Origin of the sequence: Chryseobacterium sp. R2ACT005, from assembly GCF_049949215.1 — a bacterium.
GTDB lineage: Bacteria > Bacteroidota > Bacteroidia > Flavobacteriales > Weeksellaceae > Chryseobacterium.
The window spans coordinates 4,724,408-4,748,706 of record NZ_CP188192.1 but is presented as its reverse complement, the minus strand read 5'-3'; the positions used below and the strand labels follow the sequence as shown (position 1 = coordinate 4,748,706).

The window sequence follows — 24,299 nt, the reverse complement described above, 5'->3', positions numbered from 1 at the left end:
AATTTCTTTTAAATTATTAACAATAATTAACAAAACAATTTTCGCTTTTTTTATGTTTTAACAGAAACATTATAGATAAACTATATCAAAACTCTATTTTAATTTACCTCATAATATTTGTTTTAAAATTTACAATTTTATGATTTGTTAAAAAAAAGAATCTATTGAATATATATTTCATATTAATCAATAATAAAACTATCTCCAAAATCTGGCTTATTTTAGATCATTGATACAATATAGCATCATTTTAATTCTTTTTTTACAACAAAAAGAGGGATCTGATCAATTAATAAAAAAAATAGTATTTTTAACTATTCCAAATAGTAAAATCTGATTTGAATCATAGATTAAAAAAAAAATTAAAGACAAGGATCGTTAACATTTATTTAATAATTTTGTCATATAAATTTACTAAAATGGGAATTATTTTAAAGCCTATAGATATCGTAGATGACATTTCCAAAGAGGAATTCTACGAAAAATATCTGAAGCCAAGAAGGCCCGTTGTCATCAAAAATATGGCAAAAAAGTGGCCAGCTTACCAAAAATGGACGATGGAATACATGAAAGAGGTTGTAGGAGATGTAGAGGTTCCTTTATACGACAGCTCAAAGGCAGATCCTTCTGCTCCCATCAATTCTTCTGCCGCAAAAATGAAATTTGGAGATTATATAGATCTCATTCAGCGGGAACCTACTGATCTGAGAATATTCCTTTTTGACCCCATAAAATTCGCACCGAAACTTTTGGAAGATTATATTTCGCCCAAAGAACTCATGGGAGGGTTTCTTGATAAGTATCCCAATATGTTCTTCGGAGGAAAAGGATCTGAAACATTCCTTCATTTTGATATTGATATGGCGCATATTTTCCATACTCACTTCAACGGAAGAAAACATATTCTTCTTTTCGATTATAAATGGAGAGAAAGACTTTATCAGATACCCTACGCAACCTATGCATTAGAAGACTATGATATTGAAAATCCAGACCTTACAAAGTTTCCAGCACTGGATGGTGTAGAAGGAATTGAATGTTTCCTGGAACATGGAGATACTTTATTCATGCCTACAGGATGGTGGCACTGGATGAAATACCTTGATGGAAGTTTCTCTATTTCTTTAAGAGCATGGGACAAATCATGGGCAGTAAAAGCTCATTCTTTATGGAATCTTACCGTACAACGTAAATTTGACGATGTTATGAAGTCTCAGTTTAAAAGTAAATACATGGACTGGAAAGAAAAGCTTGCTATTGAAAGGGCAGAAATCGCTTTAAAAAGAGGCTTACCAAGATAAATAAAAAGACGTTTCAATTGAAACGTCTTTTTGATTCTATTATAAAAATGTTATTTTTTAATAATTTTATAGCCTTTCTCAGTCTCTTTATCTTTAACCTTTACTATATAATTTCCTGCAGCCAATTCGCTTACATTTACAGTTCCGTTTTCTGAGTTCATCATTTCTTTTTTTACCAGTTTTCCATTAAAATCATAAATATTGATTTCAGATATCTTCGTTTTATTTTTGATATATAACATATCTTTTACCGGATTCGGATAGACAGATGCACGGCTGTTATCTGCTTTTGCATCAGAAACTGACAGATTGTTTGCTGAAATCTGGAAATCATCTATTCCGATAAACCAGATATCATCTGTAGTGGAATAGAAAGCAATGTAGATGGTTTGACCTACATAAGGAGTCAGATCATAAGTGTACTGGTTCCATGAAGTAGGAGGTTTTACTGCAGCCGCTAACGTATTGGTAAGTCCTGCGACGGTGGGCGTTGTTGTTGATATTTTTACATCTACTGTCTCAGCAAGACCAGCCCCTCTGTTTCTTGCCCAGAAAGTAAGCTTATCTGATACTCCGGCGGTTACCACTATAGCAGGACTAATGACATAATCATCATGGGCAGTACTGCCATATTCCAATCCCAGAAAATGAGTTCCGGAATGAGGAGCATTGAATGAGGAATCATAGGAATCCCAGGTTTCCCAGGTTCCGGGATCTCCTCCGTTAATGACTGTCCAGTCGGCAGGCATTGTTGCCGAATCAAAACTTTGAGAATATTGTGCCAGCAAACCTATTGGTACAAAGCACAGCAGCGTTACGAATTGATAAATTTGTTTCATAGTGTTTTATTTTCATACTAATTTAATAAAAAAATAAACAAATTGATGAACAAATGATTATAAAAAACGAAAATAATCCAAACTTTTATAAAAATTTCCTACAACACCCTATAAACAGGATATTGTCTGAAAGTCTTTTCTTCAAAGTAAGGGGAATGTCTGTACACCCAATCCAATTGTGCTTCTCCATCCTCGGAAAGCTTTTTATCGGATAATTTTGCTTTTTCAAAGGCTTCTTTCAGTTTTTTATCTTTTTTCAGCAGTTCAGCTGCGGTATCTTCAAAAATATAAGCAGAATAATATTCTTTCTGAGCTAAAATTCCATCGAAGAAATTCCAGTTGAAAAATGAGTCTAACGCCTCAGGTTCGAGTGTTTCTATGATGTATTTCACACCAGGCTGATTGGTAGAAACCAGGTAATCTCCGGCAGAAAACATCAGATTTTTATTGAATTTGCCTACTGCGGTTTCAAAATGCAGATAGTGACCTTCATAGGGGTTTTTAACTGTTTTAAAATCTTTGATTTTATAGGATTCCACCGCTAAAATACTGTCTTTCCGAATCGGTTTCATCTGAATATTATTTCTTTTAAATTCCTCAATAACGCGGTATTGCGACTGTGGAATCACATAATATTTTGGAATGGTAATATATCCTGTTGGAACCGCAGTAGTAAATAGCTTTATATTCTTTGTAAAAGGTTTGTTTCTATCATAATAAAGCCTTGGCTTGCCGGAAACTTCACTGGGTTTATATTTCCCTTCAAAGCCTTTAAAATCCATGGTAGAAAACCTGGTGGAATCTATTTTCCAACGGATTCCATATTGTTTTCCAGCCTGGTATTGTTTTAAATTTTCAATGCGGAGCTGTTTTATTTTGTGGTACTCTTTATCTAAATTCTGCAGGTTGACCAACATATATTTGTAAGTAGCATCTACTCTTTTGTCATAAGGTTTCAGCATATGGGTTTCAGGAACAGTTCCTAAAGAATTGAAAAGAGAAGAATATCCTGTGGAATATCTTGGAGAGTCTTCAAATGAAGCAAATCCTACTTCAGGAACATCACCATGAATATTGACGTAAGGCGTACTTTCATACCCCAGTTTTTTCATATCCTCAAGATTTTTAGCCTGATAATCGTTATAGAAATAAGCTCCGAGTGTGTTTCCCAAGCGTTCTTTAAAGGTTGAAATATAGGTGAATGTATATTGATAATCTGCTCCGTTGCTGACATGATTATCTATAAAAACATCTGGTTTTAACCATTGATAAATTTCCTGAAAGCTTCTGGCATTTTTAGAATCCGCTTTAATAAAATCTCTGTTCAGGTCATAATTTCTTGCATTTCCTCTGAAGCCATATTGTTCCGGACCATTCTGATTGGCCCTGGAATAAGACCCTCTGTTCAGCATTCCACTCACATTGTATGCGGAAATAGCGGCAATGATAAAATTCTGTGGAGTTTTGATCTTTTGGGTGGCAAGATCTCTCATCAGTATCATAGTTGCATCTATTCCGTCCGGTTCTCCGGGGTGAATACCATTGTTAACGAAGAGAACGGCTTTGTCTTTTCTTAATTTTTCAAGGTCTTTTTCAGCAAAAGGATTATAAACCACCACATAAATAGGTTTTCCGTTATCATCTTCTCCTTTTTTAAGGTACTGAATGGTATTGAAGTTTTTAGCCAGATCCTGATAATAGTTATTCATTTCATCGTAGGTAACAGTTTGGTTGCCATTCCCTTTTTCAAAAGGAGTCTGAAATGATTTTTGGGCAAAAAATAAGGTAGAACTCAGGGTGAATAAAAGATATTTAAGTTTCATTAAAGTCATATTTTCAGACTTTAAAATTAATCATCTTTTATGAATGGGAGAATACGGAAAGTGGCAAAATTGCTTTTAAAAATAAACCCTCATCAGTTTTAAAAACAAGTAAGGGTTATTTAAATTTATTAATTTCTTCCTTTTTCATTTGGGTATAAAGAGGGAAGCGGATCGCTTTGCCAGAATTCTTTAGAATCAATATCCATAATTGATAAAGCTCCGGTATAGGCTGCTCCGGTATCCATATTCCAAATATTAGCTTTGTTGGCCGGTGTTGTAATCCCAATATCAAGAGTGGGTGTATGCCCGATAAATATTTCTTTGTATAAAAGCAGTCTTTTGGGATACAACTCTGAATTCTTTTCCAGTTTTTTATCCATTGCTACGGCTGTTTCCCAAAGGGTTCTGTCCCATCGGTAATTGCTGGAATAAACTTCTTTTTCAGGGCCGTGCATCGAAGCATATCCCGCATGAATAAACAAGCGGCTCTGATTGTCAATATGATAGCTTTTCATTCTTTGAAAGAATTCCAGATGAATATCCAGATCTTCCGGGAGATAATCTGCGTAGCTTTCCACTGTACTTTTTCCGCCATTGAAAAGCCATATATCGGGGCTTTGTCCCAAAGCTAACCAATCTTCACACCAGGCATCATGATTTCCTTTGATGAATATACATTCCTGCTTTTTGGAAAGTTCCATTAAAAATTTAATAATTTCAGAAGATTCGCTCCATCCGTCCACATAATCACCGAGGAAGATAAGCTGATCATCCGTTGTGACTTTAGCTCTCTCAAGAACCTGTTGTAATGCTTTAAATCCTCCGTGAATGTCTCCTATTACTAATGTTCTTTTCATTTTACTTCGAAATATATTTTGCATCTACAAAATCTGTCAGCCAAACTCCATTTGCAGACTGGTAGAAAGATAATCCTTCCTGATGCATGGTTCCGGTTCTGATGGTAAGAATTACGGGTTTACCGTGTCTCATCCCGACCTTTGCAGCCGTCTCTTTATCAGCACTTAAGTGTACATGCTGGCGGGTTCTTTTTTCAATTCCTTTTTCTAAAATGGAAGTGATATTGGCTTCTGCAGTTCCGTGATAAAGAAATTCAGGGGGTTGTTTGGTTTCCAAAGCCAGATCTATATCAATAGAATGACCCTGATTTGCTCTGATCTTGGTTTTATCTTCGTTAAAAGCAAAACGCTTTTTGTTATTGGTTTCTACAACCTCATCCAATTCTTCGGGAGTAAAAAACATTCTCTTTTTAGCAGATTTTGCTCTCAGCTCATCTATATCTGCCCACCCGTTTTCATCCAGCTTAATTGCTATACTTTCTGGCTGATGACGTAGAATCAGGCTTAAAAATTTACTTATTTTTTTCTTTTCTATTTCGTTCATGGTTTGTGTTTAATTCATTAATTTTTGGTTTAGCTTCTCACATAATGCTTCAATATCATCCTTTCTCACCAGCTCTGCAATCCATTCTTCCGGAATACTTCCATATCCATAATAAATTCCGGCAATTCCTCCAGTGATAGCTCCTGTTGTATCTGTGTCTTCGCCCAGGTTTACCGCTTTCAAAACTGCTTCTGAGTAGCTTTCTGAGTTAAAAAAACACCATAGAGAAGCTTCCAGACTGTGAAGGACATATCCGCCACTTTTGATTTCATCTTCGGGATATCCGGAAATATTATTTTTTAAAATTCTATTAAAAAGTTCAATTTCTTTTGGGTTAAAACCCTGTTCTTCTGCATATTCCAAGGCTGTCTTTTGTGTATAAATATAAGCTTCTTTTTTGCCCTTTCCTTTCAATAGCTGGATGGCAAAAATAACATATATAAAACAGACAAAAACAGACCGGAAATGACCGTGAGTTATTGCTGAGACTTCTTTTACCGTAAGATAGAGTTTCTGTATGTTATCTTCATTTTCAAGATAAAAAGCAAGAGGAAGAATTCTCATCAGAGAGCCATTTCCGTTGTCCTCTTCAAAAATATTTCCTGAAAATCTGGCACTTTCACCTTTAATTAATCTCGCCAAGGCATGTCTTGTTGTTCCTCCTATATCGAAAAGTCTTCCGTGGGCAGTCCAGTGACCATATTTGTTCCATTTTACAAAGCTTTGCCCGATCTTTTCCAGATCATATCCCTTGGTAAGTTCATCAGCAAGACAAAGTGTGAGAGAGCTGTCATCACTCCAGGTTCCTTTGGGTTGATTCCAGGACATGTATTCCAGCATTTTTGTTACTGGAAAACGTTTTAAATCTTCTCTTTTTTTAAATTCTACAGGAACACCAAGAGCATCTCCAATACAAACGCCCATGATTCCTGCTTTTACTTTATTTTCCATCAGGCAAGATTTACCAGTTTATCAAATAAGAGCTTCATTCCCTGGGTTGCTGTTTCTTTCATTACAACCGCTCTCTGTCCGTATCCAAATCCTGTTTCATTAGGGTTGATTACGATTAAAAGACAATCATCTTTGATATCATGAATCAGTCCGGCAGCCGGATACACCTGTAAAGACGTTCCAATTACCAGTAAAATATCTGATTCTTTTACGATTTCTCTTGCGGTCTGATACAAAGGGACATCTTCTCCGAACCAAACGATAAAAGGTCTTAATTGAGCCCCATCTTCTGCTTTGTCACCAATATTGATATCCTCTTTTTGTTCGTAAATCAGATTTTTATTGTTGCATGAGCATGATTTGAACAATTCTCCGTGAATATGAAGGATATCGATAGAGCCTGCTCTTTCGTGAAGATCATCAATATTCTGGGTAATGATCTGAACATCGAAATGTTTTTCCAGTTCTGCCAATAATTGATGCGCTTCGTTAGGCTGTACTTCATGCAACTGACGTCTTCTCTGGTTATAAAACTCCAGCACTAAAGCTCTGTCTTTTCTCCATCCTTCCGGACTTGCCACATCTGTTACATTATGATTTTCCCAAAGACCGTCCCCGTCTCTGAAGGTTTTTATTCCGCTCTCGGCACTGATTCCTGCTCCGCTTAATATGGTTAGTTTTTTCATTGGTTTACTCTAATAGTTTTTTGTAAATCATTTCATTTTCATCATCAAAGCACACAAAAATAACTTTCTCAATGACATCTGACTTAAATTTTCTGACCTCATCTACAGCAATCTTTCCTGCCAGTTCTTTTGGAAATTTATATACTCCCGTACTGATATTAGGAAAAGCTATGGTCTTTACTCCTAGACTTTCTGCTAATTGTAAAGAATTGCGATAACAGCTTGCCAGAAGTTTTGATTCTTTTTCCTCATTTCCATTCCAAACCGGACCAACTGTATGAATAACATATTTTGCAGGGAAATTTCCCGCATTTGTTACTACAGCTTCACCAGTATTACATTTACCTTGTCTGTTTCTGATCGCTCTGCATTCTTCCAAGATCTGTGGCCCTCCTGCTCGATGAATAGCTCCATCCACTCCGCCTCCACCAAGTAAGGATGAATTGGCAGCATTGACAATCGCATCAGCATGGATCTTTGTGAGGTCTCCTTTTATTAATTCAATTTTCATGGAATTTATTTAAATGGTTGTCTAGAAATGTGTATCTCTGCTTCTATCTCTCTATTTTTCAATTCATAGTGTAAAGCTGAAGCCCATTCATCTGCTCTTTCAACCTTTGGTCCTAATGTTATTTTCTCTATACTTTTTGATATTTCTGAGAGCTCTATATATACCCTAGGGACTATAAAAGTTTTATCTATAGTTTTATCGAAACCAACCCCTTTTTGTACTAATCTTACTTCATTCTCATACTGATATTCAATACCTTTAAATAGAAAAGCAATTTCAAATAACAGTTCTTCAATGTCAATTTGTATTTTAATTTCTTCATCCTTAGTATTAAATTCGTCAAGCACATTTTTAAGATCATTACAATACTTATTGAGTCTTCTTATTTTTACTCCAGAAGTTTTTTCATCTGCAACAATAAATTTAGTATCTTTCCAATAAGCTACTTTATAAAATTTAATATCAAATTCGCTTTCTTCTAATTTATCTATTCCTAACTTTTCCTGAACTTGTTCTATTAAAGTTTTCACATTCATTGTTATAGCACATCCTTTTGCTTCATCTTTTCCTTCTTTTCCATACATTCTCCACATAGCTAAATCATTGTGCTTACTTTCAGAAACAAAACTTCCTATAAATGGTTTTTGAACAAAAATTTCATCAACTGGATTTTCTTTTTTACCAAATGGCGATTGATAATTTAGAAAGCTAAAAAGTTCTCTACCTTCAGAAGTATCATTTAAAAATGCTCCTTCTGATAATCTAAATTTACTGGATTCGAAAACCAATAATTTCGCAACAGAAAGGCTTGTAAAATGTGTAATACAATTATCTTTGTATTCCAAAATTTCTTTTATTTTAGATACTATATCTTGTATCTTTTCATAGTCTTCATTTGCTAAAATTTTATTAACTTTTTCTATCCTCGTTTTAGCAAATTCATATAAAGAGTCCTCTTCTTTTTTAAGCTCTAAATATTTTTTTAATAATTCCTTTGCATCACTATATTTTTCTTGTTTATATAATAAATTACCATAATTGAAGTATGGTTTTTCGTACAGAGGGTCTATTTCTAAAGCTTTTTTATAGCTTTCTTCTGCTTGCGAAAAATTATTATTACTTTTATATGAATTTCCTAAATTATTGTAAGCATCTATTTCATTATTATATCTTTTTAAATACTTATTATAATAATCAATAGCCTTTTCATAATTTTTTTTACGATGGTAAGCTATCCCTAATCCAAAAATTGCGTCATAGAAATCATTATTTAAAGAAAAGGCCTTTTCATACATTTCAACTGCATTTTCAAATTCTTTTCTTTGAAGATAGATATTACCCAATCCATAATATGAGTAAAAATATTTATCATCTTTTTTGATAGCTATTTTATAATGCTTTTCAGCGGCAACATCTTTGTTTATTTTCTTATAAAGATTTCCGAGCATATGGTTAGTATATAAATGATTACTATCTATATTTAGGGCTTTATTATAAAATTTTTCTCCTTCTTCAAATGAATTCTGATTTGTGTAAATATCTCCTAATGAAGAATATGAAAGTATAAAATTTGGATCTAATTCAATTGCTTTATTATAATATTCTATAGCAGTAGAAAGATCATCCATTGTTTCATAATAAATACCTAGGTAATAAGATGCCTCTTGATTCTCTTTTAAAGCAAGACTTTTCTTTGCATATTTTTCAAAACCATTCTTATCAAGATAAAACATTGCTTTGCTTTTTTCAGCGTATAGTTTATAGTCTTTCTCTTCATTTAGGAGTCTATCAGGCAATAATTTTATCACTTCCTGAAATTTTTCATCATCATTTAGTTCTATTACATTTTTAATAAGATCCTGTTTATCTTTCGTATTCATGCTTTTTTTGTTTTTATAAGTTTTATTAGGTTATTTAACATTACCTCAATAAATATAATCTTTTATATATTTTTTTTAAATCTGTTTAAAATCTTTTGAATACGGAGAATATGATCCATAAACGACATCAAATTCTACATCGATATTTTCTACCTTAAATTTCTCATCAATCTGATCCAGGCATGTAATAACAAGATTCTTTTTAACCGGAAATACATACGCTGCATCCAGTTTCAAGGCATAATTCAACAGGTTATAATCTATTTCTCCTGTTCTTAACTCCTTCTGATATTCATTAAATGTACAGGTTTCTTCTTCATTATTTTTCAGATCCATTTCTTTTTCATTGCTCATCCAGCCGTTTCCGTGACGGGTTCCATAGCTTCTGGTGACATAATACATTTCAATGTCTTCAATTTTTAAAAGCTTACAGATTTCGTATGCATTTTTTGAAGTGGTATGAGCATAGGTCACATTGGGGAAAACGCCATGATCCATATCGAGTAAAATACCCTGGCTGCCTTCAAAAATAAGGTGTCTGAACGAAGCCAGCCAAGTATAATCATTTATTTTCCAATCAATCCTGTCAATAGCTTTTAAAAAAGGATGTAAAAGCTCATTAACTTCTTTTTCATCTGCAAAACCATAATAATAGGCGATCCCTTTCAGTTTTTCCAATAACATCTCTCTGGGCGCAATCAGGTCTATGGCAAACAGTTTATAAGGACTTTCGTGTCTTTTCATGGTTGCTCCTACTCCTTTTCCACAGGTTCCGTGTTCCAGATTTCTTGCATTGGTTCTGTTCTGCCATACATCAAAAGGAGTGGTAACCTTTGCCAATGGATGAATATGCAGCTCAATATTTCCGTTCTTTGTTTTTAATTCTTCTCTCTCATAGAGTAGAAAAACCGGATAAATAGTGCAGTGTTCTGTAAAGTAAGAAGGCAATCCGCGAAGAGAACCGCTTGCAAAGCTTGAATGCACATGTTTTCTTTCATCAATCATCACGGTATGAGCAGCCTGTTGCCCTCCTGAAAACCGGATTACAACAGCCTCCGTATTCTGAGAAGCCAGAAAATCTGCAGTGATCCCTTTTCCTTCATCACCAAAACCAAGTCCTATTATTATTTGCGCCTTTTTCATGTCCTTTTATTTTTTGAAAGTCTTTGCCATCTTCATTTGTTTTTTTATAATTTTCTGATGGCAATTACCTTATTCTAAAGCATTTGAAATTGATCCAATCCTTCTGTTCCTGTAGTTCCCAAGGTTTTATTTTTAAATGTATCGCAGATGATTCCTTTAATAACATTCGGAATTTCTCTGTGATCTTCTATGGAAATACAATTTTGTCCTAATAATTCTCTCCATCCTCTGTCTGCTCTCAGTGCCTGATCTGAATGTAAAACACTGATATGGTATACTTCGTACTTCTTCTTTACTTCTTCCAGCAATTCAATATGAGTATAGGTTTGCTGTCCTTTTCCCATAATTTCTCTGATGGCGGAAGCAGGAAGTGTTTTTAGACAAGGTTCATCTCCAACGGTAAACAGCAATCCTTTTTGTTTTCTTTTTTCAAAGGCATCTGTTCTGGTATGGAACGCTGCGAAATACCACGCTAATAGATAGCTTTCTCCGGCATTTCCGCCGCCGCCAGACTCAATATAAGTACGGGTAAGCCACATATCCAGTTCTGCATCCCCGGACTCAAACTGTCCCACCTGAAGCGGATAGCCATCGCATTCATGGTCTCCGATTCCAAGAAATAATAATGCCGGATCCGGAACGCCTCCCTGAATAATTCCTCCCATCAGTTTAGGCAATCCATCTCTGATCAGCTCATGAGGAATATGTCCCATACTTCCTGTAACATCCAGTCCTAAAATAATCGGAACTGAGTTGGGGTGAACTTCAGAGTCTCTGGATTCTCTGAAAGAAATTCCGTGAGGATTCATTGATTCGTGAGCCATTCTTTTGGCATTCTGGGTAAAAATTTCACCTGCGGATTTTGTTCCGTACCCTGCTTTTCTTGCTCTGTCATAACGAGCGTCTAAATCGTATCTTGTACTTCCCATGACTATAGTGTTTTTCCAAATAAATATTCAAATCTCTTCTGGGTTACTTCAAGCTGAATATTAAGGTTTCTGATTGTTAATGATAATTCCATGTCTTTCTGAACGAATGATTCGGGATTGAAATCCGCGAATGTCAGACTGTTCCTGTCTAGAGGACTGATATCTATAAGCCCTTCCTGTTCGCGCTCGAGTCTTTTGATTTTTAATTCGATATCTTCAACTCTGCGTCTGTAAATCAATTCGGAATCTGCTCCGATGATCTTTGCACGGTCTTCTCTGATCTGATCATTATTTCTTTGTAATGATTCGATAAATCTGGGTTTTAATTCATCTTCCATGATCAAATATTTTTATTTGTGTTAATATTACGCTAATTAAACAAGACATAGCAATGCCATTTTTTAAGAATGTTTATTCTTTAGAATACATGATATCCGTTCTTAAAACATACTTCAGTCCACTAATCAAGGTCTTTCCTTCATGTCTCAGAGGATGATGAAAAATCAGTGCTGTTCCTTTCTTCGGAGCCACGGTAAACAGGCTTTCGAATTCTGTTTCTCCTCCTTCAAAATCATCATTCAGATACATCATAAAGGTGTAAAAACTTTTCTCTTTTTCATTTCTGATATAACTTCCATCCCTGTGCATTTTAAACTGCTGTCCGGGAGCATATCTATAGACCCTAAGCATTTCATTAAAGTTAAGAATCTGATATCCATCGTGTTCCTGAGGCAGAAATCCGGTTGCCTTTTTAAACAGATCTTCAGCCATTGCTTTATCAAAAATCATCAGTCGGTCATTATTTCTGACTCCTTTATTCATCTGCTGACGTCCAAATACATTGATTTTTGCTTCTTCAAAAACTTTTTCCTGCGAAAGACTGATATACTGATCACATTCTGTTTCGGTCAGAAAATCTTCAATCAGAAATATCTGTGGGTGTAATTCTGTTTTTTCCATGATTCCTATTTTGTGTTGGTGTTGTGTTTTAGTTTCTTAATTGATCTCTTACTTCCATTAAAGCAAATCCTAAGAGATTTTCTCCGTTCCATAATAAAGGATTTTCTGCTCTGCTGTCTGTTTCCAGCATTCCGATTCCCCAGATTCTGTCATAAGGACTCGCTTCCACAAGAATTTTATCTCCGGTTGACAAAAGAAAGTCTTTAAATTTCTGATTTTGAGAAAACTTCAAAAGATTTCCCTGAGTTACAATTTCATATTTATAATCATCCCAAAGTTTTGGATCAAAGTTTTTTACTTTTCGGCCTAAAGCTTTTGCCTGGTTAGGAGTAGCTGTCTTTAAGATTTCTTCTTCCGTTTCAGGATCATTAAATAACCTTGCTTTTCCGGCCATCATATAGTGCTCTGCCGTTTTATAAATGATCCCGTTTTCTTCAAATTTTCCGGGAAACCATTGGCTGAAACATGATTTGGTTACCATATCTTTTGCCGTATGTCCCCAGAAAAAGAGAAATTTTATCCTTTCTTTCTTCTGAAACCGTTCTGTAATATTTTGTATGGTGTATTTCATGATTGCGTTATTTCTACACAAATTTAAAATATTATCAGTCTTTGCACCAAATTTATTTGTGTTAATTTTACGCTAATACACATAACCTACTGACTTTCAATTACAAAAATTTATTCTATAAAACACGGATAACGCTTATTTTTATCACAAATGCCCCTAATCTTTAATTGATTTAGGCTAAACCTGATAGAATTTGATCATAAAAAAAACGGGCTAAAGCCCGTTCCTATTGAATGTATTTTGAGTGATCTTTCTTATATAATTCTTTTTTTTCTCCTATGCATTTGTGACCATTAGTGTAAACTAATTTGTGAAATTTGTGTTTAAAACTATTTAATTTCAAAATAAAAACCCTGTTCTTCAAGCTCTTTATATTTTTCTTTATTGAAAGTAAAAAGCTTTCCAGGTCTGCCGCTTCCTTCTTTTTTAACATTATTCGTTTCGTTCAACAGTCCGTAACTCATGATTTTCTTACGGAAATTTCTTCTGTCGATTTCCTGTCCTACAATGGTTTTATAAAGATTTTCAAGGTCTGAAAAAGGAAATTCTTCATTGAGAAGATTGAAACCGATCGGCTGATATTGAATTTTTGTACGAAGTCTCTTTAAGGCAGTCTCAATGATTGTTTTGTGATCAAAAGCAACTGAAGGAAGTTTATTAATACTAAACCATTGTGCGTCTTCAGCATCAGAATCTGCAAACAATTCATGGTAAGATGGGTTCACAAGACCCAGATATGCTACAGAAACTACTCTGTTTCTCGGATCGCGACCCAGATTACCAAATGTGTAGAGTTGTTCCAGAAAATCGGGTTTTATGCCTGCTTCTTCATAGAGTTCTCTTTTTACGGCGTCATCTACGCTTTCATCATCAAGAACAAGTCCTCCCGGAAGAGCCCATCCACCTTTAAAAGGTTCAATATTTCTTTTAATCAGAAGGATCTGAAGATCTTTTTTATCAAAATATCCGAAAATAACGGCATCTACAGCCACTTTTATATCCTGTAATTTTTTTGGAGACTCCATAAATTAATTTGCGTTACGAATACACAAAGTTACGATTTATGCTCAAATTAAAAAATAATTTCGGTTACAATAAAAGTTCCTATCTTTAAGTTATCATTCTAACCATCTTAAAACTAAATCATTATGAAAAATGTATTAACAATTCTTTTTATTGCGTTTTTATTAACAGCATGTGAGAAAGGAAAAACTACTGCTGCTAATACTACTGACAAAGCCGATTCTACTTCGACCTCTGAATGGAAACCTGTAGATTCTGCAACAGCTATGAAAGCCTGGATGGAGTATTCTACTCCTGGAGAAATGCACAAAATGCTGGCCAAATCTGATGGAACCTGGACTGGAGAAACAACAATGTGGATGGAAAACGGAGCAAAACCTATGATGAGTAAATCCGAGGCAACCAATAAAATGATGTATGGTGGACGTTATCAGATCACTAATCACAAAGGTGACTTTATGGGAATGCCTTTTGAAGGGATGAGTATTGTAGGATATGACAACTCAAAGAAGAAGTTTGTCAGTACATGGATAGATAATATGGGAACGGGAATCATGCATGGAGAAGGAGAATGGAATGCATCCACAAAATCAGTTGAGTTTAAAGGAAAAATGACTGACCCCTCAAGACCAGGAAAAGATTGTGATTTCAGAGAAGTTTTCACATTTGTAGATGATAACAATCAAAAACTGGAAATGTACGGCCCTGATTCCAAAACAGGCAAAGAGTACAAAACCATGGAAATAAAATATACCCGTAAAAAATAAATCAGGAAATAAAAAAACCGCTTCTTCTGAAGCGGTTTTATTTTATAATGAATTAATCATTTAGTTTTAATACAGCCATGAATGCCGATTGCGGTACTTCTACTCTACCAATCTGTTTCATTTTCTTCTTACCTTCTTTCTGCTTTTCCAATAGCTTACGTTTTCTGGAAATATCTCCACCATAACATTTTGCGGTAACGTCTTTTCTTAAGGCTTTAATGGTTTCTCTAGCAATTACTTTGGCTCCCAATGCTGCCTGAACTGCAATATCAAACTGCTGTCTAGGAATCAGTTCACGAAGCTTTTCACACATTCTTTTACCAATGTAATAAGCATTAGAATCGTGAATCAATGAAGACAGTGCGTCTACCATGTCACCATTGATCAGGATATCCATTTTCACCAATTTAGAAGAACGCATTCCGATTGGGGAATAATCAAATGATGCATATCCTTTTGAAATAGATTTCAGACGATCGTAAAAGTCAAAAACAACTTCAGCCAAAGGCATATTGAATGTTAATTCCACCCTGTCAGCTGTTAAATAACTTTGGTTTACAATTTCCCCTCTTTTCTCGATACAAAGCGTCATTACTGCACCCACAAAATCCGATTTGGTAATAATAGAAGCTTTTATATAAGGCTCTTCAACTCTGTCTAAAAGATTGGGATCAATCATTTCAGATGGGTTGTTGATTAACATTGCCGTTTCAGGATCTTTTTTAGAATATCCGTGATATGAAACGTTGGGAACTGTAGTAATTACATTCATATTAAATTCTCTTTCGAGACGTTCCTGCACGATTTCCATATGAAGCATTCCCAAGAATCCGCAACGGAAACCAAAACCTAGTGCTGCAGAACTTTCAGGTTCAAACACCAAAGAAGCATCATTCAGTCTTAATTTTTCTAATGAGAATCTCAATTCTTCAAAATCTTCAGATTCAATAGGATAAATTCCTGCAAAAACCATTGGTTTTACTTCCTCAAAACCGTCGATTGCAGCAGCAGCAGGATTCACAAAAGAGGTAATGGTATCACCCACTTTCACTTCTCTTGCATCTTTAATCCCGGAAATAATATACCCTACATCACCACATTCAATTGTTTTTTTAGGAACCTGTTTTAGTTTTAAAGTTCCCACTTCATCAGCACCATATTCTTTTCCAGTCGCGAAAAATTTTATCTTTTCGTTTTTAGAAATACTTCCGTTTACTACTTTGAAATACGCTTCAATTCCTCTGAAAGGATTGTAAACAGAATCAAAAATTAGTGCCTGTAACGGAGCATTGGGATCTCCAACCGGAGCAGGAATTCTGTTGACAATCTGCTCAAGCAAATCATGAACCCCCTCACCTGTTTTTCCAGAAACTCTAAGAACATCTTCATATTTGCAACCTAAAAGGCCCATAATTTCGTCGGTTACTTCTTCAGGGTTTGCTGACGGAAGATCTATTTTATTAAGAATTGGAATAATTTCTAAATCATTTTCCAATGCCAGATATAGATTACTGATGGTTTGTGCCTGGATACTCTGTGCAGCATCAACAATAAGAAGTGCTCCTTCACAGGCAGCAATAGAACGGGATACTTCATAAGAAAAGTCAACGTGTCCCGGTGTATCAATAAGGTTTAGAATATATTTTTCTCCTTTATACTCATAATCCATCTGGATGGCGTGCGACTTGATTGTAATCCCACGTTCTTTCTCCAAATCCATATCATCAAGCGTCTGAGACTGTAGTTCTCTTTGGGTAACGGTATTCGTATACTCCAATAGACGGTCTGCCAGGGTACTTTTACCGTGGTCGATATGAGCGATTATGCAAAAATTTCGTATGTTTTTCATTTAAGAATCTTGTAATTTGCAAAGATAAGAAAATGCAAGAGAATTTTTCATTCTAATTCTTTCTTTTAACTGAAACACAGATAACAATAAGAAGAGAAGCTCAATTTTTCCCTTTTTTCGATATTATTTGGTTTTACCAAAGTCTTCCGGCAACAGGTAATTTCCTGTAAAAGGATCAAGATAAACTTTGGGGCCTAAAGTATTCTTTTTTTTATTTGAGAGACTAACATCTATGACCGCGCCAAAAACACCTCCCACCAAACCACCTGCAGCAACTCCAATGGTGACACCACTTGCAGTTGTTTCAGGAAATAGTTCTGCTTTTGTTACTTCAATAAAAACACCGTTCTCATCTTTAAAAATCTCAGTGTAACCAACAGGAATATTTTTATATGCTATCCCTTTATACACAAAAGCGTAAAAACGTCTTATCCCCGTTTTCTCCTCTCCTTTTACTGCTTTTGTCACCACTCCTTTATCATTAGCCTGCAAAGTAAATCCGGGTTCAGGATTATGGGTAAAGAAACTGTAATAATCTTTGTACACCCCTTCTTTCAATTCGTTTGCGTTCAGGATGCTAAGTTTTTCTTTTAATAGAGAGCCATAGCTAGGAAGATCACTTTCCGAAACACTAAATTCCCATGGTTCTCCTTTATAAGATTCTTTAAACAGATCAGTAAGAATTAAAGTCGCTTTTCTGGAAAGGCTTTGGGCTAAATAGGGCGTTATACGTGATGAAACTGTTGCTATTGTATCTTTTCTGTCAATAAAATGATATCCATCTTCTTTCTTAATAAATGTACTTGCTCTTAATTCAAGCTTTCCGATAGAGTATTTTTCTTTTTTGTCTTCTGAGATATTCAACCTTTCCAGCAAAAGAACCATGTCATTATTTCCTCTTACCGGATTGTATTTATAAAACCAATCTGTTATGTCTTTGCCGGCATTATTTTCGAAAATAATTTTCACCTCGTCTTTATGATACATGACCATTCCGACTTCCTGATTTGCTCTTTGATCTATCACCGTAAAACTTTTAATAGAGTTTTTATTATCTTTAATAGATTTTGAAAGATCAATTGTTTCTATTTTCTGTCCCAATAATACCATCGAAAATAATAAAAAGAAAAGTGTTTTTTTCATATGTGAACTTTCTGGTAAAAGTAATTTTTTTTGTTGTAAAAATTAAACGGCTCTCACAGAAAGATCTGTAAGAGCCGTCCAACATTAAAAAAATAAACTATTATGGGTTTTGTCTAGGCCCCGAAGCATTATTGTTTCCATGAGGTTTTCTTTCATCCATTTTATCCTTCATCATTTTCTCGGATTGAAACAACTTCAGAACTTTCTGGCAGGGAATTACCTGCTGCATTTTTTCTGCATATCTTTTTCTGTTATCTAACAGTTTTTGTCCTACTTCAAAGCTTTGCTGCAATTTGGCCTTTGCTTCTTCATCCGTTAGAGTTTCAGGATCAAAGCTTGAATTAAACTGACTTTTGATTTGCTTTTGGCTATCCAGATATTCGTTATACAATTGTGTAAATTCGGCTTTATCACCTGGATCGACATTCAGATTATCCATAATCATATTGTTCCTGAATTTTTTCAGGAGCTCTTTTCTCTCTTCCGGAGAAAGATTATTGATGACTTCCTTCCTTTCCTTAGGGTCCATCTTTTTCCAGTCGTAATCAGTCCTTTGGGCATTTAATCCAAAGCCATAAATAATCAAAAACGTCAATAATATCTTTTTCATTTTCTTTTAATTATAAATATCCAAATAAACGTCCTGAGTCGAATTACTTGCTAGCTCTGCAATTTCAGAGTTAGAAAACGAGTCCAGATATTCATTCATTTGTGTTTCTACTTTTTTATTCACGGTTTTCACCGGTTTGGGTGTCTCGATTGTTTTTTCAGTTTCGCTTACATTTTTAGAAGCATAAACATTGTTACTCTTTTGATTTCCAACTGTTTGATTGTTATTTTCAACAGAAGTTAAATCAGATTTTAAAGTTTCGTAAGCAAGCTCGCCCTCTGTTTTTGGTTCTTTGGTATTGGCTGTATATGTTGTTTCAGAATTCAATCCTTTTTGTGTAGAATCATTATCTGAATTAAAAACATAAGTTGCTCCAAAAATCAAAGCCAGTGATGCCGCTGCAGCATACATCCAGTTCAGCTTAAAGACAGGTGCTTTTTTACTTGTCTTTATATCATTCATAACGTTCTCCTGAATATTTTCAAACATATTATCAGGAATTGTGTAAATGTTTTTACGCTCTAATTTTTCTATGTCGAACTCTTTCATCTTTGTTGGGTCAAAAAATTATCTTTCGTAATTTTCTTTAATATAATCTTCTATTTTTTGTTTGGCATAATGATAATTTGTTTTCAATGTTCCTACCGACATATCTACAATTTTCGATATTTCTTCGTAGGGTAAATCATCATAATACCGCATCATAAATACCAGTTTCTGCTTTTCGGGCAGGCTTTGTATGGCGTTCTGCAGCAAAAGCTGTATTTCTTCGGCATCTCCTTCCGTATTATCAGCTACAAGATTCTGCATGTGATACTCCGGATCTTCATCAGTTTTCTGCATCTTCTTCATTTTATTCACCTGCTGCAATGCTTCGTTGGTTGCAATTCTATACAACCAGGTATACAACTGGCTATCATTTTTGAACTGATGAAAATTTTGATAAGCTTTAATAAAAGCTTCCTGCAAAGTATCCTGTGCAAGATCTCCGTCCACAATAATTCTTCTTATATGCCAGTACAATCTGCTTTGATAGGCATCCATCAAGGCCCGGACACCTTTATCCTGGGTCCGTGGATTCTGCATCAACGAAATAATTTCCGCGTCCTTAATCTTCATGAGATGCCTTACATTGTTTTGGATTACAAAAATAACTGAAAGTTAAATTAAAACTTCAATTTTCAATTTAAATATTTAAAATAATATGAGACACTTACGCAATAAACGTGCCTATATTGAAGTGTGGGATTTCTGAGGACATCTTCCTTTTCCGGCTCAGCTTAAAATCTTATATTTGTTATATGCAAATTGTAATCATCGGTTCCGGAAATGTTGCCTATCATATGGCAAAAGCTTTCACTTTGAAAAGTATTCCCCTGGCCCAGATTTTTGGCAGGAACGAAAAAGAATTAAGTAAAATTTCAGAAGAATTAAATATTCCGTATTCCACAGATCATCTGGAAGAGGCAGATCTTTATATCGTCTGTGTCAGTGATAATTCTGTAGAAGAAGTTTCAAAGATCATTACCAAAAAAGATTGTCTGGTTGCCCATACATCGGGATCACTTCCAAAAGAAATCCTGTTCGGTGAATACAGGAAAGCAAGCTTCTACCCTTTGCAGACTTTTTCAAAATCAAAAGAACTGGAGTATGAAAAAATACCATTCTTCGTAGAAGCAGAAAATGAGGGAGACCAGAAGATATTGATTGATCTCGCTTCACAGATTTCAGAGAAAGTAATGGAAAGCAGCCACGAAAAAAGAAAATATATTCATTTAACGGCTGTTTTCGCCTGTAATTTTGTGAATCATCTTTTTTCAAGGGCTAAAGAAATTTCGGATTCTCAGGATATTCCGTTTGATTATTTTTTACCGCTGATTGATGAAACGGTTCAGAAAATTTATGAAATTGAACCCAAACAGGCACAGACTGGCCCTGCAGTGAGAAATGATGTAAGAATTTTACAGCTGCATGAACAGTTATTAAAAGACGAAAGTCTTAAAATTTATAAAACAATGAATCATTCTATTCAGAAAATGTATGAGTTATAAAGAGAAATTAAAAGATATTAAGGCATTTGTATTTGATGTTGACGGCGTTTTCACAGACGGAAGTGTTTATCTTCTTCCCGGAGGAAATATGTGCAGAGTAATGAATGTTCTGGACGGATATGCAGTAGTGAAAGCATTAAAAAACAATTATTTGATTGGAGTGATTACCGGTGGAAATGATGAAATGGTAAAACACAGAATCAATTACCTGGGTATCCAGGATTACTATCCGAAATCCCACAACAAAATAGATGATTTTGAAGATTTTAAGAAAAAACACAATCTTAAAAATGAAGAAATCCTGACTATGGGTGATGATCTTCCGGATATTCATATTATGGAAAGTTCGGCTATTGCGGCATGTCCTGAAAATGCAGTTCCTGAAGTAAAAGGAATCTCCGATTATATTTCCCCGAAAAAAGGAGGAACCGGAGCAGTACGTGATGTGATTGAACAGGTGATGAAGGTTCAGGGAAACTGGCATGACGATAATACTCAATCTGTATAATTACCGGTATGAAATTACTTTTAGCCTCTCAATCGCCAAGAAGAAAGGAGCTTCTTTCCAACCTGGGTTTTGAATTTGAAGTTGTAAAAATAGACTGTGAAGAAATTCTTCCGGAACATATAAAAATAGAAGAAGCTGCAGCTTACCTATCTGATTTAAAAGCAGATGCTTTCAGACACTTGGAAGCAGATGAAGTTCTGCTGACCGCTGATACTGTTGTAGCCATTGACAATCAGATTCTTGGGAAACCAAAAGATGAAGCTGATGCTTACAAAATGCTTCAGAGCCTTTCCGGAAAAACTCACCAGGTATATACAGGAATCACCATCAAAACTGCAGATAAATCCATTACAGAAACTGATGTTGCTGACGTTACAGTTGATGAGCTCTCCGATGAGGAAATAAACTATTACGTTCAAAACTATAAGCCTTTTGATAAAGCGGGCAGCTATGGTATTCAGGAATGGCTGGGAATGGCAAAGATCACCAGCCTTACAGGAAGTTTTTATACCATTATGGGACTTCCTACCCATCTTGTTTATAAAATATTGAAAGAAACCTCCCTGATTTAAGAAATTATTGAAGTTTCGAATATCAGTTAAAGAAGAAATAAAATATTTCCACAAGAAATATAAATATTATTCATTATAAAATTTTATTATTTTTACAAAATCATCAAATTGCTGATAATAAAAAGCAGATTAGCAAGTTATAATTGAATAATGAAAAAGAATATATTATTCCTTTTAGTGATATGCCTTGTTGCTTCCTGTGCTACCAAAACAAAAAAGCCGGAGCAGCGATCAAAACTATTGAAAGGATTTTCCACATATTACAACACTCTTTTTAATGCGAAAGATGCGTTAAACAGTGAGTTTACAACCAGAGATAAGGGACATAAAGACAATTTTTATGCTCCTTATATACCTATTCTTACCTATGAAGAACAACCTTTGGGAAGTGATCTTGGACAATCAGAGGCTTTTGCCGAAAATTCCATGAAAATGGCTGAAGTAGCCAACAAACCTTCAGGAAGAGGAAATTCCGGAGTGCCGAATATCCCTGGCGGACCTCAGGGAAATACCCCTGAAAGGCCTGAAGGAGAACAAGGTAAAGGTGCTACTACACTTGAAATTGCGGAAGCAAAAGCTTTAAAAGCGATTAATAAATATTCTGTGACCAGAAACGGCGAAGAGAAAAACAAGCAGATTTTCGATGCCTATATGATTCTTGCCCAAGCGAGAATTTATAGAGGTAAATCTCTGGAAGCGCTGGATGCTCTTAATTATGTGTTCACCCACATGAAAGATGATAAAAGAATTGCGCTGGCAAGAATTTATCAGGGGCTTGCCTATGACCAAATCAAAGATTATCACAGAGCTCATGAAACTTTTGCTAAACTGAAAGGAGAAGACATTAATAAAAGCTATGCAAAACTGCTGAGCATCTATTACTCTGAATCTCTGCTGGATGCAGGTAAAAAGGAAGAGGCAGCAAAAGAGCTTGATGAAGCTTTTGAACTGAACAGCAACAGAAAACTAAAGAGTAGAATTGCTTATCTGAGAGGCCAGGTTTTAGAAAATCTAAACCAGAATGATAAAGCAAGAGAAAGCTATACCGCAGCATATAAATATGCCAATGATTTTGAATTTGAAGTAAAATCTCAGATTGCCATTGCTAAAACTTTTAATGGTAAAGGTGACTATGCCGGAGCCAAAAACTATCTGGAAGGAATCAGTAAAAAAGGTACTTATGGTTCCAGAAAAAATGAATTTTATTATGCTTTAGGCTTAATGGCCAACAAAGCAGGAAAAAAAGAAGAAGCCCAGCAATTCTTCAGAAAATCACTGTTTGAAAAGGTGTCTGACCCTCAGATCCGTGGATTGGCTTATTACGAAATAGGAAAAAGCTATCTTGACAAGAATGATTACATCGGGGCCGGAAGCTATTATGATTCTGCGCTTGCCGTAATGACGTATGAGCCATCAAAAATCCTTTTAAAAGATCAGTCTGCCTACATCAAAAAGATCTCAAGGAATTATTATCTGATCAAAAAGAATGACAGTATTCTTTCACTGGCAAAGATGGATGAAGGCCAGAAAACAGACTATTTCACAAAATATATAGCAAAATTAAAGATTAAAGAAGAAAAAGAGGAACAGGAAAGAAGACGCGCAGAAAGGAACAAAGGATTTGATACCGGAGATTATAGCGCTAATTCTATTTTTGCCAACAGCTCCAATGCTTTTGAGGATTTCGGAGTGACTACCAAAGGATTTTACTTCGGAAATACCGGTACTGTAAGCAAAGGAACATCCACCTTTAAACAAGTTTGGGGAGATCGTGCTCTTGCTGATAACTGGCGTTTTTCCAAGAAAATGGCTTCCATTGAAGATATGAAGAATGAAGCGTTGGGGGTAACTTCAGCACCTAATCCTAGACGTTTTGAACCTTCTTACTATATTGAGCAGATCCCAACAGATCAGGGTAAATTATCCCAATTGAAAAAGGACAGAGATACCGCTTCATTAGGTCTGGGAATCATGTATCAGAATTATTTTACCAACACTCCCCTGGCGACAAAAACGCTGTATGATCTTGTAGATGTAAAACCGGAAGAAAAGGTAATGCTACAGGCATTGTATGAGATTTTTGCCATGAATTATGAGAAAAATCCACAGGCATCTGAAAAAGCGAAACAAATTCTGTTGGCGGATTATCCTTACACTTCTTATGCTGAATTTGCCAGAAATCCTAAAAACAAATCGTTCGTAAAATCAACGGAGGAAGTTGAAAATGAATATAAAAAAGCATATGCCTTATTTGAATCAGAAAAATTTTTGGAAAGTAAGGAGGTTATAGATCAGACTCTTCAAAAATTTCCTAAAGATGCACTAGTTCCTAAACTGTACCTGCTCAATGCATTCAATGCAGGAAAATCCAGTGGAAAGGAAGTAATGATTCTGCAGCTTGAACAGATTGCCCTGAATTATTCTAAAACTCCTGAAGGGATAAGAGCTAAAGAAATGCTGATTTATCTGAAAAGCGACCTCAGCTTCCAGGCAACGGATAATAAAGGAAATGCTGTCCCTCAACAACCCGCAGGAGCACCTGTACAACCTAATGCCCAGAACACCGGTATTCCGCAAATGAACAATGGAAAAGTACAAAAGCTGGAAAATATCAGTACAAAAACTCTGAATATGGGAAATCCTGACCAGCAGCAGCAAAAAAATAAAAAATCAACAGAAACCAAACCAGGGTCAAAGGCACCGCCAAGACCTCAATAAAATAAAAAAGCGAAGATCTACTCTTCGCTTTTTTTTGCAGTTATTTATTATTTGAACTAATAA

Annotated in this window: 25 protein-coding genes; 6 read left to right on the top strand and 19 right to left on the bottom strand. The window is 35.2% G+C overall.

Translation table 11 applies throughout. The features are described 5' to 3' along the window. The first annotated feature begins 419 nt into the window (after positions 1–419). Complete coding sequence (locus ACPF63_RS21820) at positions 420–1,301, top strand: cupin-like domain-containing protein (protein ID WP_426481300.1); 882 nt, start codon at positions 420–422, stop codon at positions 1,299–1,301. A 50-nt stretch (positions 1,302–1,351) separates the two neighbouring features. Here ACPF63_RS21820 and ACPF63_RS21815 read toward each other — a convergent pair whose 3' ends face one another. The 14 genes from ACPF63_RS21815 to ACPF63_RS21750 form a co-directional block, all read right to left on the bottom strand. Continuing rightward, complete coding sequence (locus tag ACPF63_RS21815) at positions 1,352–2,140, bottom strand: choice-of-anchor J domain-containing protein (RefSeq protein ID WP_426481299.1); 789 nt, start codon at positions 2,138–2,140, stop codon at positions 1,352–1,354. Positions 2,141–2,238: 98 nt separating this feature from the next. Continuing rightward, positions 2,239–3,963: a hypothetical protein gene (locus ACPF63_RS21810; RefSeq protein WP_426481298.1), complete on the bottom strand. Its 1,725-nt coding sequence runs from the start codon at positions 3,961–3,963 to the stop codon at positions 2,239–2,241. A 128-nt stretch (positions 3,964–4,091) separates the two neighbouring features. Continuing rightward, entirely contained in the window at positions 4,092–4,820 is a 729-nt protein-coding gene (locus tag ACPF63_RS21805) for a metallophosphoesterase family protein (RefSeq protein ID WP_426481297.1), read from the bottom strand. A gap of 1 nt (position 4,821) precedes the next feature. Then, on the bottom strand, positions 4,822–5,364 hold the full coding sequence (locus ACPF63_RS21800) for an RNA 2'-phosphotransferase (protein WP_219071976.1): 543 nt from the start codon (positions 5,362–5,364) through the stop codon (positions 4,822–4,824). Positions 5,365–5,373: 9 nt separating this feature from the next. Next, positions 5,374–6,315, bottom strand: a complete 942-nt coding sequence (locus ACPF63_RS21795; RefSeq protein WP_426481296.1) for an ADP-ribosylglycohydrolase family protein — start codon at positions 6,313–6,315, stop codon at positions 5,374–5,376. Beyond that, positions 6,315–7,001 (bottom strand): SIR2 family NAD-dependent protein deacylase, encoded by a 687-nt coding sequence (locus tag ACPF63_RS21790; protein WP_426481295.1) that lies wholly within the window; start codon positions 6,999–7,001, stop codon positions 6,315–6,317. Before ACPF63_RS21790 ends, ACPF63_RS21795 begins: the two co-directional genes overlap by 1 nt. 4 nt (positions 7,002–7,005) lie before the next feature. Further along, positions 7,006–7,512, bottom strand: a complete 507-nt coding sequence (locus ACPF63_RS21785) for an O-acetyl-ADP-ribose deacetylase (RefSeq protein ID WP_426481294.1) — start codon at positions 7,510–7,512, stop codon at positions 7,006–7,008. A 5-nt stretch (positions 7,513–7,517) separates the two neighbouring features. Then, positions 7,518–9,392, bottom strand: a complete 1,875-nt coding sequence (locus ACPF63_RS21780) for a tetratricopeptide repeat protein (RefSeq protein ID WP_426481293.1) — start codon at positions 9,390–9,392, stop codon at positions 7,518–7,520. A gap of 75 nt (positions 9,393–9,467) precedes the next feature. Further along, positions 9,468–10,535: an adenylosuccinate synthetase gene (locus ACPF63_RS21775; RefSeq protein WP_426481292.1), complete on the bottom strand. Its 1,068-nt coding sequence runs from the start codon at positions 10,533–10,535 to the stop codon at positions 9,468–9,470. Positions 10,536–10,609: 74 nt separating this feature from the next. Then, a complete protein-coding gene (locus tag ACPF63_RS21770; RefSeq protein WP_426481291.1) occupies positions 10,610–11,464 on the bottom strand; it encodes a hypothetical protein in 855 nt (284 codons plus the stop codon). A gap of 2 nt (positions 11,465–11,466) precedes the next feature. After that, positions 11,467–11,802, bottom strand: a complete 336-nt coding sequence (locus ACPF63_RS21765) for a hypothetical protein (protein WP_077413207.1) — start codon at positions 11,800–11,802, stop codon at positions 11,467–11,469. Between the two features lie 73 nt (positions 11,803–11,875). Then, positions 11,876–12,424 carry a 2OG-Fe(II) oxygenase gene (locus ACPF63_RS21760; RefSeq protein WP_426481290.1) on the bottom strand — a complete coding sequence of 183 codons (549 nt, stop codon included), beginning with the start codon at positions 12,422–12,424 and terminating at the stop codon, positions 11,876–11,878. Positions 12,425–12,452: 28 nt separating this feature from the next. Beyond that, positions 12,453–12,995: an NADAR family protein gene (locus tag ACPF63_RS21755; protein ID WP_077413209.1), complete on the bottom strand. Its 543-nt coding sequence runs from the start codon at positions 12,993–12,995 to the stop codon at positions 12,453–12,455. 329 nt (positions 12,996–13,324) lie between these two features. Beyond that, entirely contained in the window at positions 13,325–14,020 is a 696-nt protein-coding gene (locus ACPF63_RS21750) for an NUDIX hydrolase (RefSeq protein ID WP_034694004.1), read from the bottom strand. Positions 14,021–14,143: 123 nt separating this feature from the next. Here ACPF63_RS21750 and ACPF63_RS21745 point away from each other — a divergent pair, with 123 nt between their 5' ends. Next, positions 14,144–14,785, top strand: coding sequence for a DUF1579 domain-containing protein (locus ACPF63_RS21745; protein ID WP_426481289.1), 642 nt, complete (start codon positions 14,144–14,146; stop codon positions 14,783–14,785). 52 nt (positions 14,786–14,837) lie between these two features. Here the strand turns inward: ACPF63_RS21745 and lepA are convergent, their stop codons facing one another. The 5 genes from lepA to ACPF63_RS21720 form a co-directional block, all read right to left on the bottom strand. Further along, on the bottom strand, positions 14,838–16,634 hold the full coding sequence (gene lepA, locus ACPF63_RS21740) for a translation elongation factor 4 (protein ID WP_077413212.1): 1,797 nt from the start codon (positions 16,632–16,634) through the stop codon (positions 14,838–14,840). A 123-nt stretch (positions 16,635–16,757) separates the two neighbouring features. Next, positions 16,758–17,777, bottom strand: a complete 1,020-nt coding sequence (locus ACPF63_RS21735) for a hypothetical protein (protein ID WP_426481288.1) — start codon at positions 17,775–17,777, stop codon at positions 16,758–16,760. Positions 17,778–17,877: 100 nt separating this feature from the next. Next, complete coding sequence (locus tag ACPF63_RS21730; protein WP_077413214.1) at positions 17,878–18,387, bottom strand: hypothetical protein; 510 nt, start codon at positions 18,385–18,387, stop codon at positions 17,878–17,880. 6 nt (positions 18,388–18,393) lie between these two features. Next, complete coding sequence (locus ACPF63_RS21725; RefSeq protein ID WP_426481287.1) at positions 18,394–18,936, bottom strand: hypothetical protein; 543 nt, start codon at positions 18,934–18,936, stop codon at positions 18,394–18,396. 18 nt (positions 18,937–18,954) lie between these two features. After that, positions 18,955–19,506: an RNA polymerase sigma factor gene (locus ACPF63_RS21720; RefSeq protein ID WP_426481286.1), complete on the bottom strand. Its 552-nt coding sequence runs from the start codon at positions 19,504–19,506 to the stop codon at positions 18,955–18,957. Between the two features lie 182 nt (positions 19,507–19,688). Here ACPF63_RS21720 and ACPF63_RS21715 point away from each other — a divergent pair, with 182 nt between their 5' ends. From ACPF63_RS21715 to ACPF63_RS21700, 4 genes are all read left to right on the top strand, one after another. Further along, complete coding sequence (locus ACPF63_RS21715) at positions 19,689–20,438, top strand: Rossmann-like and DUF2520 domain-containing protein (RefSeq protein ID WP_426481285.1); 750 nt, start codon at positions 19,689–19,691, stop codon at positions 20,436–20,438. Continuing rightward, the gene (locus ACPF63_RS21710) at positions 20,428–20,946 is read left to right on the top strand and encodes a KdsC family phosphatase (RefSeq protein ID WP_047380044.1); all 519 of its coding nucleotides are present in this window, start codon (positions 20,428–20,430) and stop codon (positions 20,944–20,946) included. Before ACPF63_RS21715 ends, ACPF63_RS21710 begins: the two co-directional genes overlap by 11 nt. Before the next feature lie 8 nt (positions 20,947–20,954). Continuing rightward, on the top strand, positions 20,955–21,518 hold the full coding sequence (locus tag ACPF63_RS21705) for a Maf family nucleotide pyrophosphatase (RefSeq protein WP_426481284.1): 564 nt from the start codon (positions 20,955–20,957) through the stop codon (positions 21,516–21,518). Between the two features lie 150 nt (positions 21,519–21,668). Next, on the top strand, positions 21,669–24,236 hold the full coding sequence (locus ACPF63_RS21700; protein ID WP_426481283.1) for a tetratricopeptide repeat protein: 2,568 nt from the start codon (positions 21,669–21,671) through the stop codon (positions 24,234–24,236). Positions 24,237–24,299 lie beyond the last annotated feature (63 nt).

Coding starts and splice junctions, on each gene's coding strand:
- ACPF63_RS21820 (WP_426481300.1), top strand. CDS start 420: ATGGGAATTATTTTAAAGCCTATAGATATCGTAGATGACATTTCCAAA.
- ACPF63_RS21815 (WP_426481299.1), bottom strand. CDS start 2,140: ATGAAACAAATTTATCAATTCGTAACGCTGCTGTGCTTTGTACCAATA.
- ACPF63_RS21810 (WP_426481298.1), bottom strand. CDS start 3,963: ATGAAACTTAAATATCTTTTATTCACCCTGAGTTCTACCTTATTTTTT.
- ACPF63_RS21805 (WP_426481297.1), bottom strand. CDS start 4,820: ATGAAAAGAACATTAGTAATAGGAGACATTCACGGAGGATTTAAAGCA.
- ACPF63_RS21800 (WP_219071976.1), bottom strand. CDS start 5,364: ATGAACGAAATAGAAAAGAAAAAAATAAGTAAATTTTTAAGCCTGATT.
- ACPF63_RS21795 (WP_426481296.1), bottom strand. CDS start 6,315: ATGGAAAATAAAGTAAAAGCAGGAATCATGGGCGTTTGTATTGGAGAT.
- ACPF63_RS21790 (WP_426481295.1), bottom strand. CDS start 7,001: ATGAAAAAACTAACCATATTAAGCGGAGCAGGAATCAGTGCCGAGAGC.
- ACPF63_RS21785 (WP_426481294.1), bottom strand. CDS start 7,512: ATGAAAATTGAATTAATAAAAGGAGACCTCACAAAGATCCATGCTGAT.
- ACPF63_RS21780 (WP_426481293.1), bottom strand. CDS start 9,392: ATGAATACGAAAGATAAACAGGATCTTATTAAAAATGTAATAGAACTA.
- ACPF63_RS21775 (WP_426481292.1), bottom strand. CDS start 10,535: ATGAAAAAGGCGCAAATAATAATAGGACTTGGTTTTGGTGATGAAGGA.
- ACPF63_RS21770 (WP_426481291.1), bottom strand. CDS start 11,464: ATGGGAAGTACAAGATACGATTTAGACGCTCGTTATGACAGAGCAAGA.
- ACPF63_RS21765 (WP_077413207.1), bottom strand. CDS start 11,802: ATGGAAGATGAATTAAAACCCAGATTTATCGAATCATTACAAAGAAAT.
- ACPF63_RS21760 (WP_426481290.1), bottom strand. CDS start 12,424: ATGGAAAAAACAGAATTACACCCACAGATATTTCTGATTGAAGATTTT.
- ACPF63_RS21755 (WP_077413209.1), bottom strand. CDS start 12,995: ATGAAATACACCATACAAAATATTACAGAACGGTTTCAGAAGAAAGAA.
- ACPF63_RS21750 (WP_034694004.1), bottom strand. CDS start 14,020: ATGGAGTCTCCAAAAAAATTACAGGATATAAAAGTGGCTGTAGATGCC.
- ACPF63_RS21745 (WP_426481289.1), top strand. CDS start 14,144: ATGAAAAATGTATTAACAATTCTTTTTATTGCGTTTTTATTAACAGCA.
- lepA (WP_077413212.1), bottom strand. CDS start 16,634: ATGAAAAACATACGAAATTTTTGCATAATCGCTCATATCGACCACGGT.
- ACPF63_RS21735 (WP_426481288.1), bottom strand. CDS start 17,777: ATGAAAAAAACACTTTTCTTTTTATTATTTTCGATGGTATTATTGGGA.
- ACPF63_RS21730 (WP_077413214.1), bottom strand. CDS start 18,387: ATGAAAAAGATATTATTGACGTTTTTGATTATTTATGGCTTTGGATTA.
- ACPF63_RS21725 (WP_426481287.1), bottom strand. CDS start 18,936: ATGAAAGAGTTCGACATAGAAAAATTAGAGCGTAAAAACATTTACACA.
- ACPF63_RS21720 (WP_426481286.1), bottom strand. CDS start 19,506: ATGAAGATTAAGGACGCGGAAATTATTTCGTTGATGCAGAATCCACGG.
- ACPF63_RS21715 (WP_426481285.1), top strand. CDS start 19,689: ATGCAAATTGTAATCATCGGTTCCGGAAATGTTGCCTATCATATGGCA.
- ACPF63_RS21710 (WP_047380044.1), top strand. CDS start 20,428: ATGAGTTATAAAGAGAAATTAAAAGATATTAAGGCATTTGTATTTGAT.
- ACPF63_RS21705 (WP_426481284.1), top strand. CDS start 20,955: ATGAAATTACTTTTAGCCTCTCAATCGCCAAGAAGAAAGGAGCTTCTT.
- ACPF63_RS21700 (WP_426481283.1), top strand. CDS start 21,669: ATGAAAAAGAATATATTATTCCTTTTAGTGATATGCCTTGTTGCTTCC.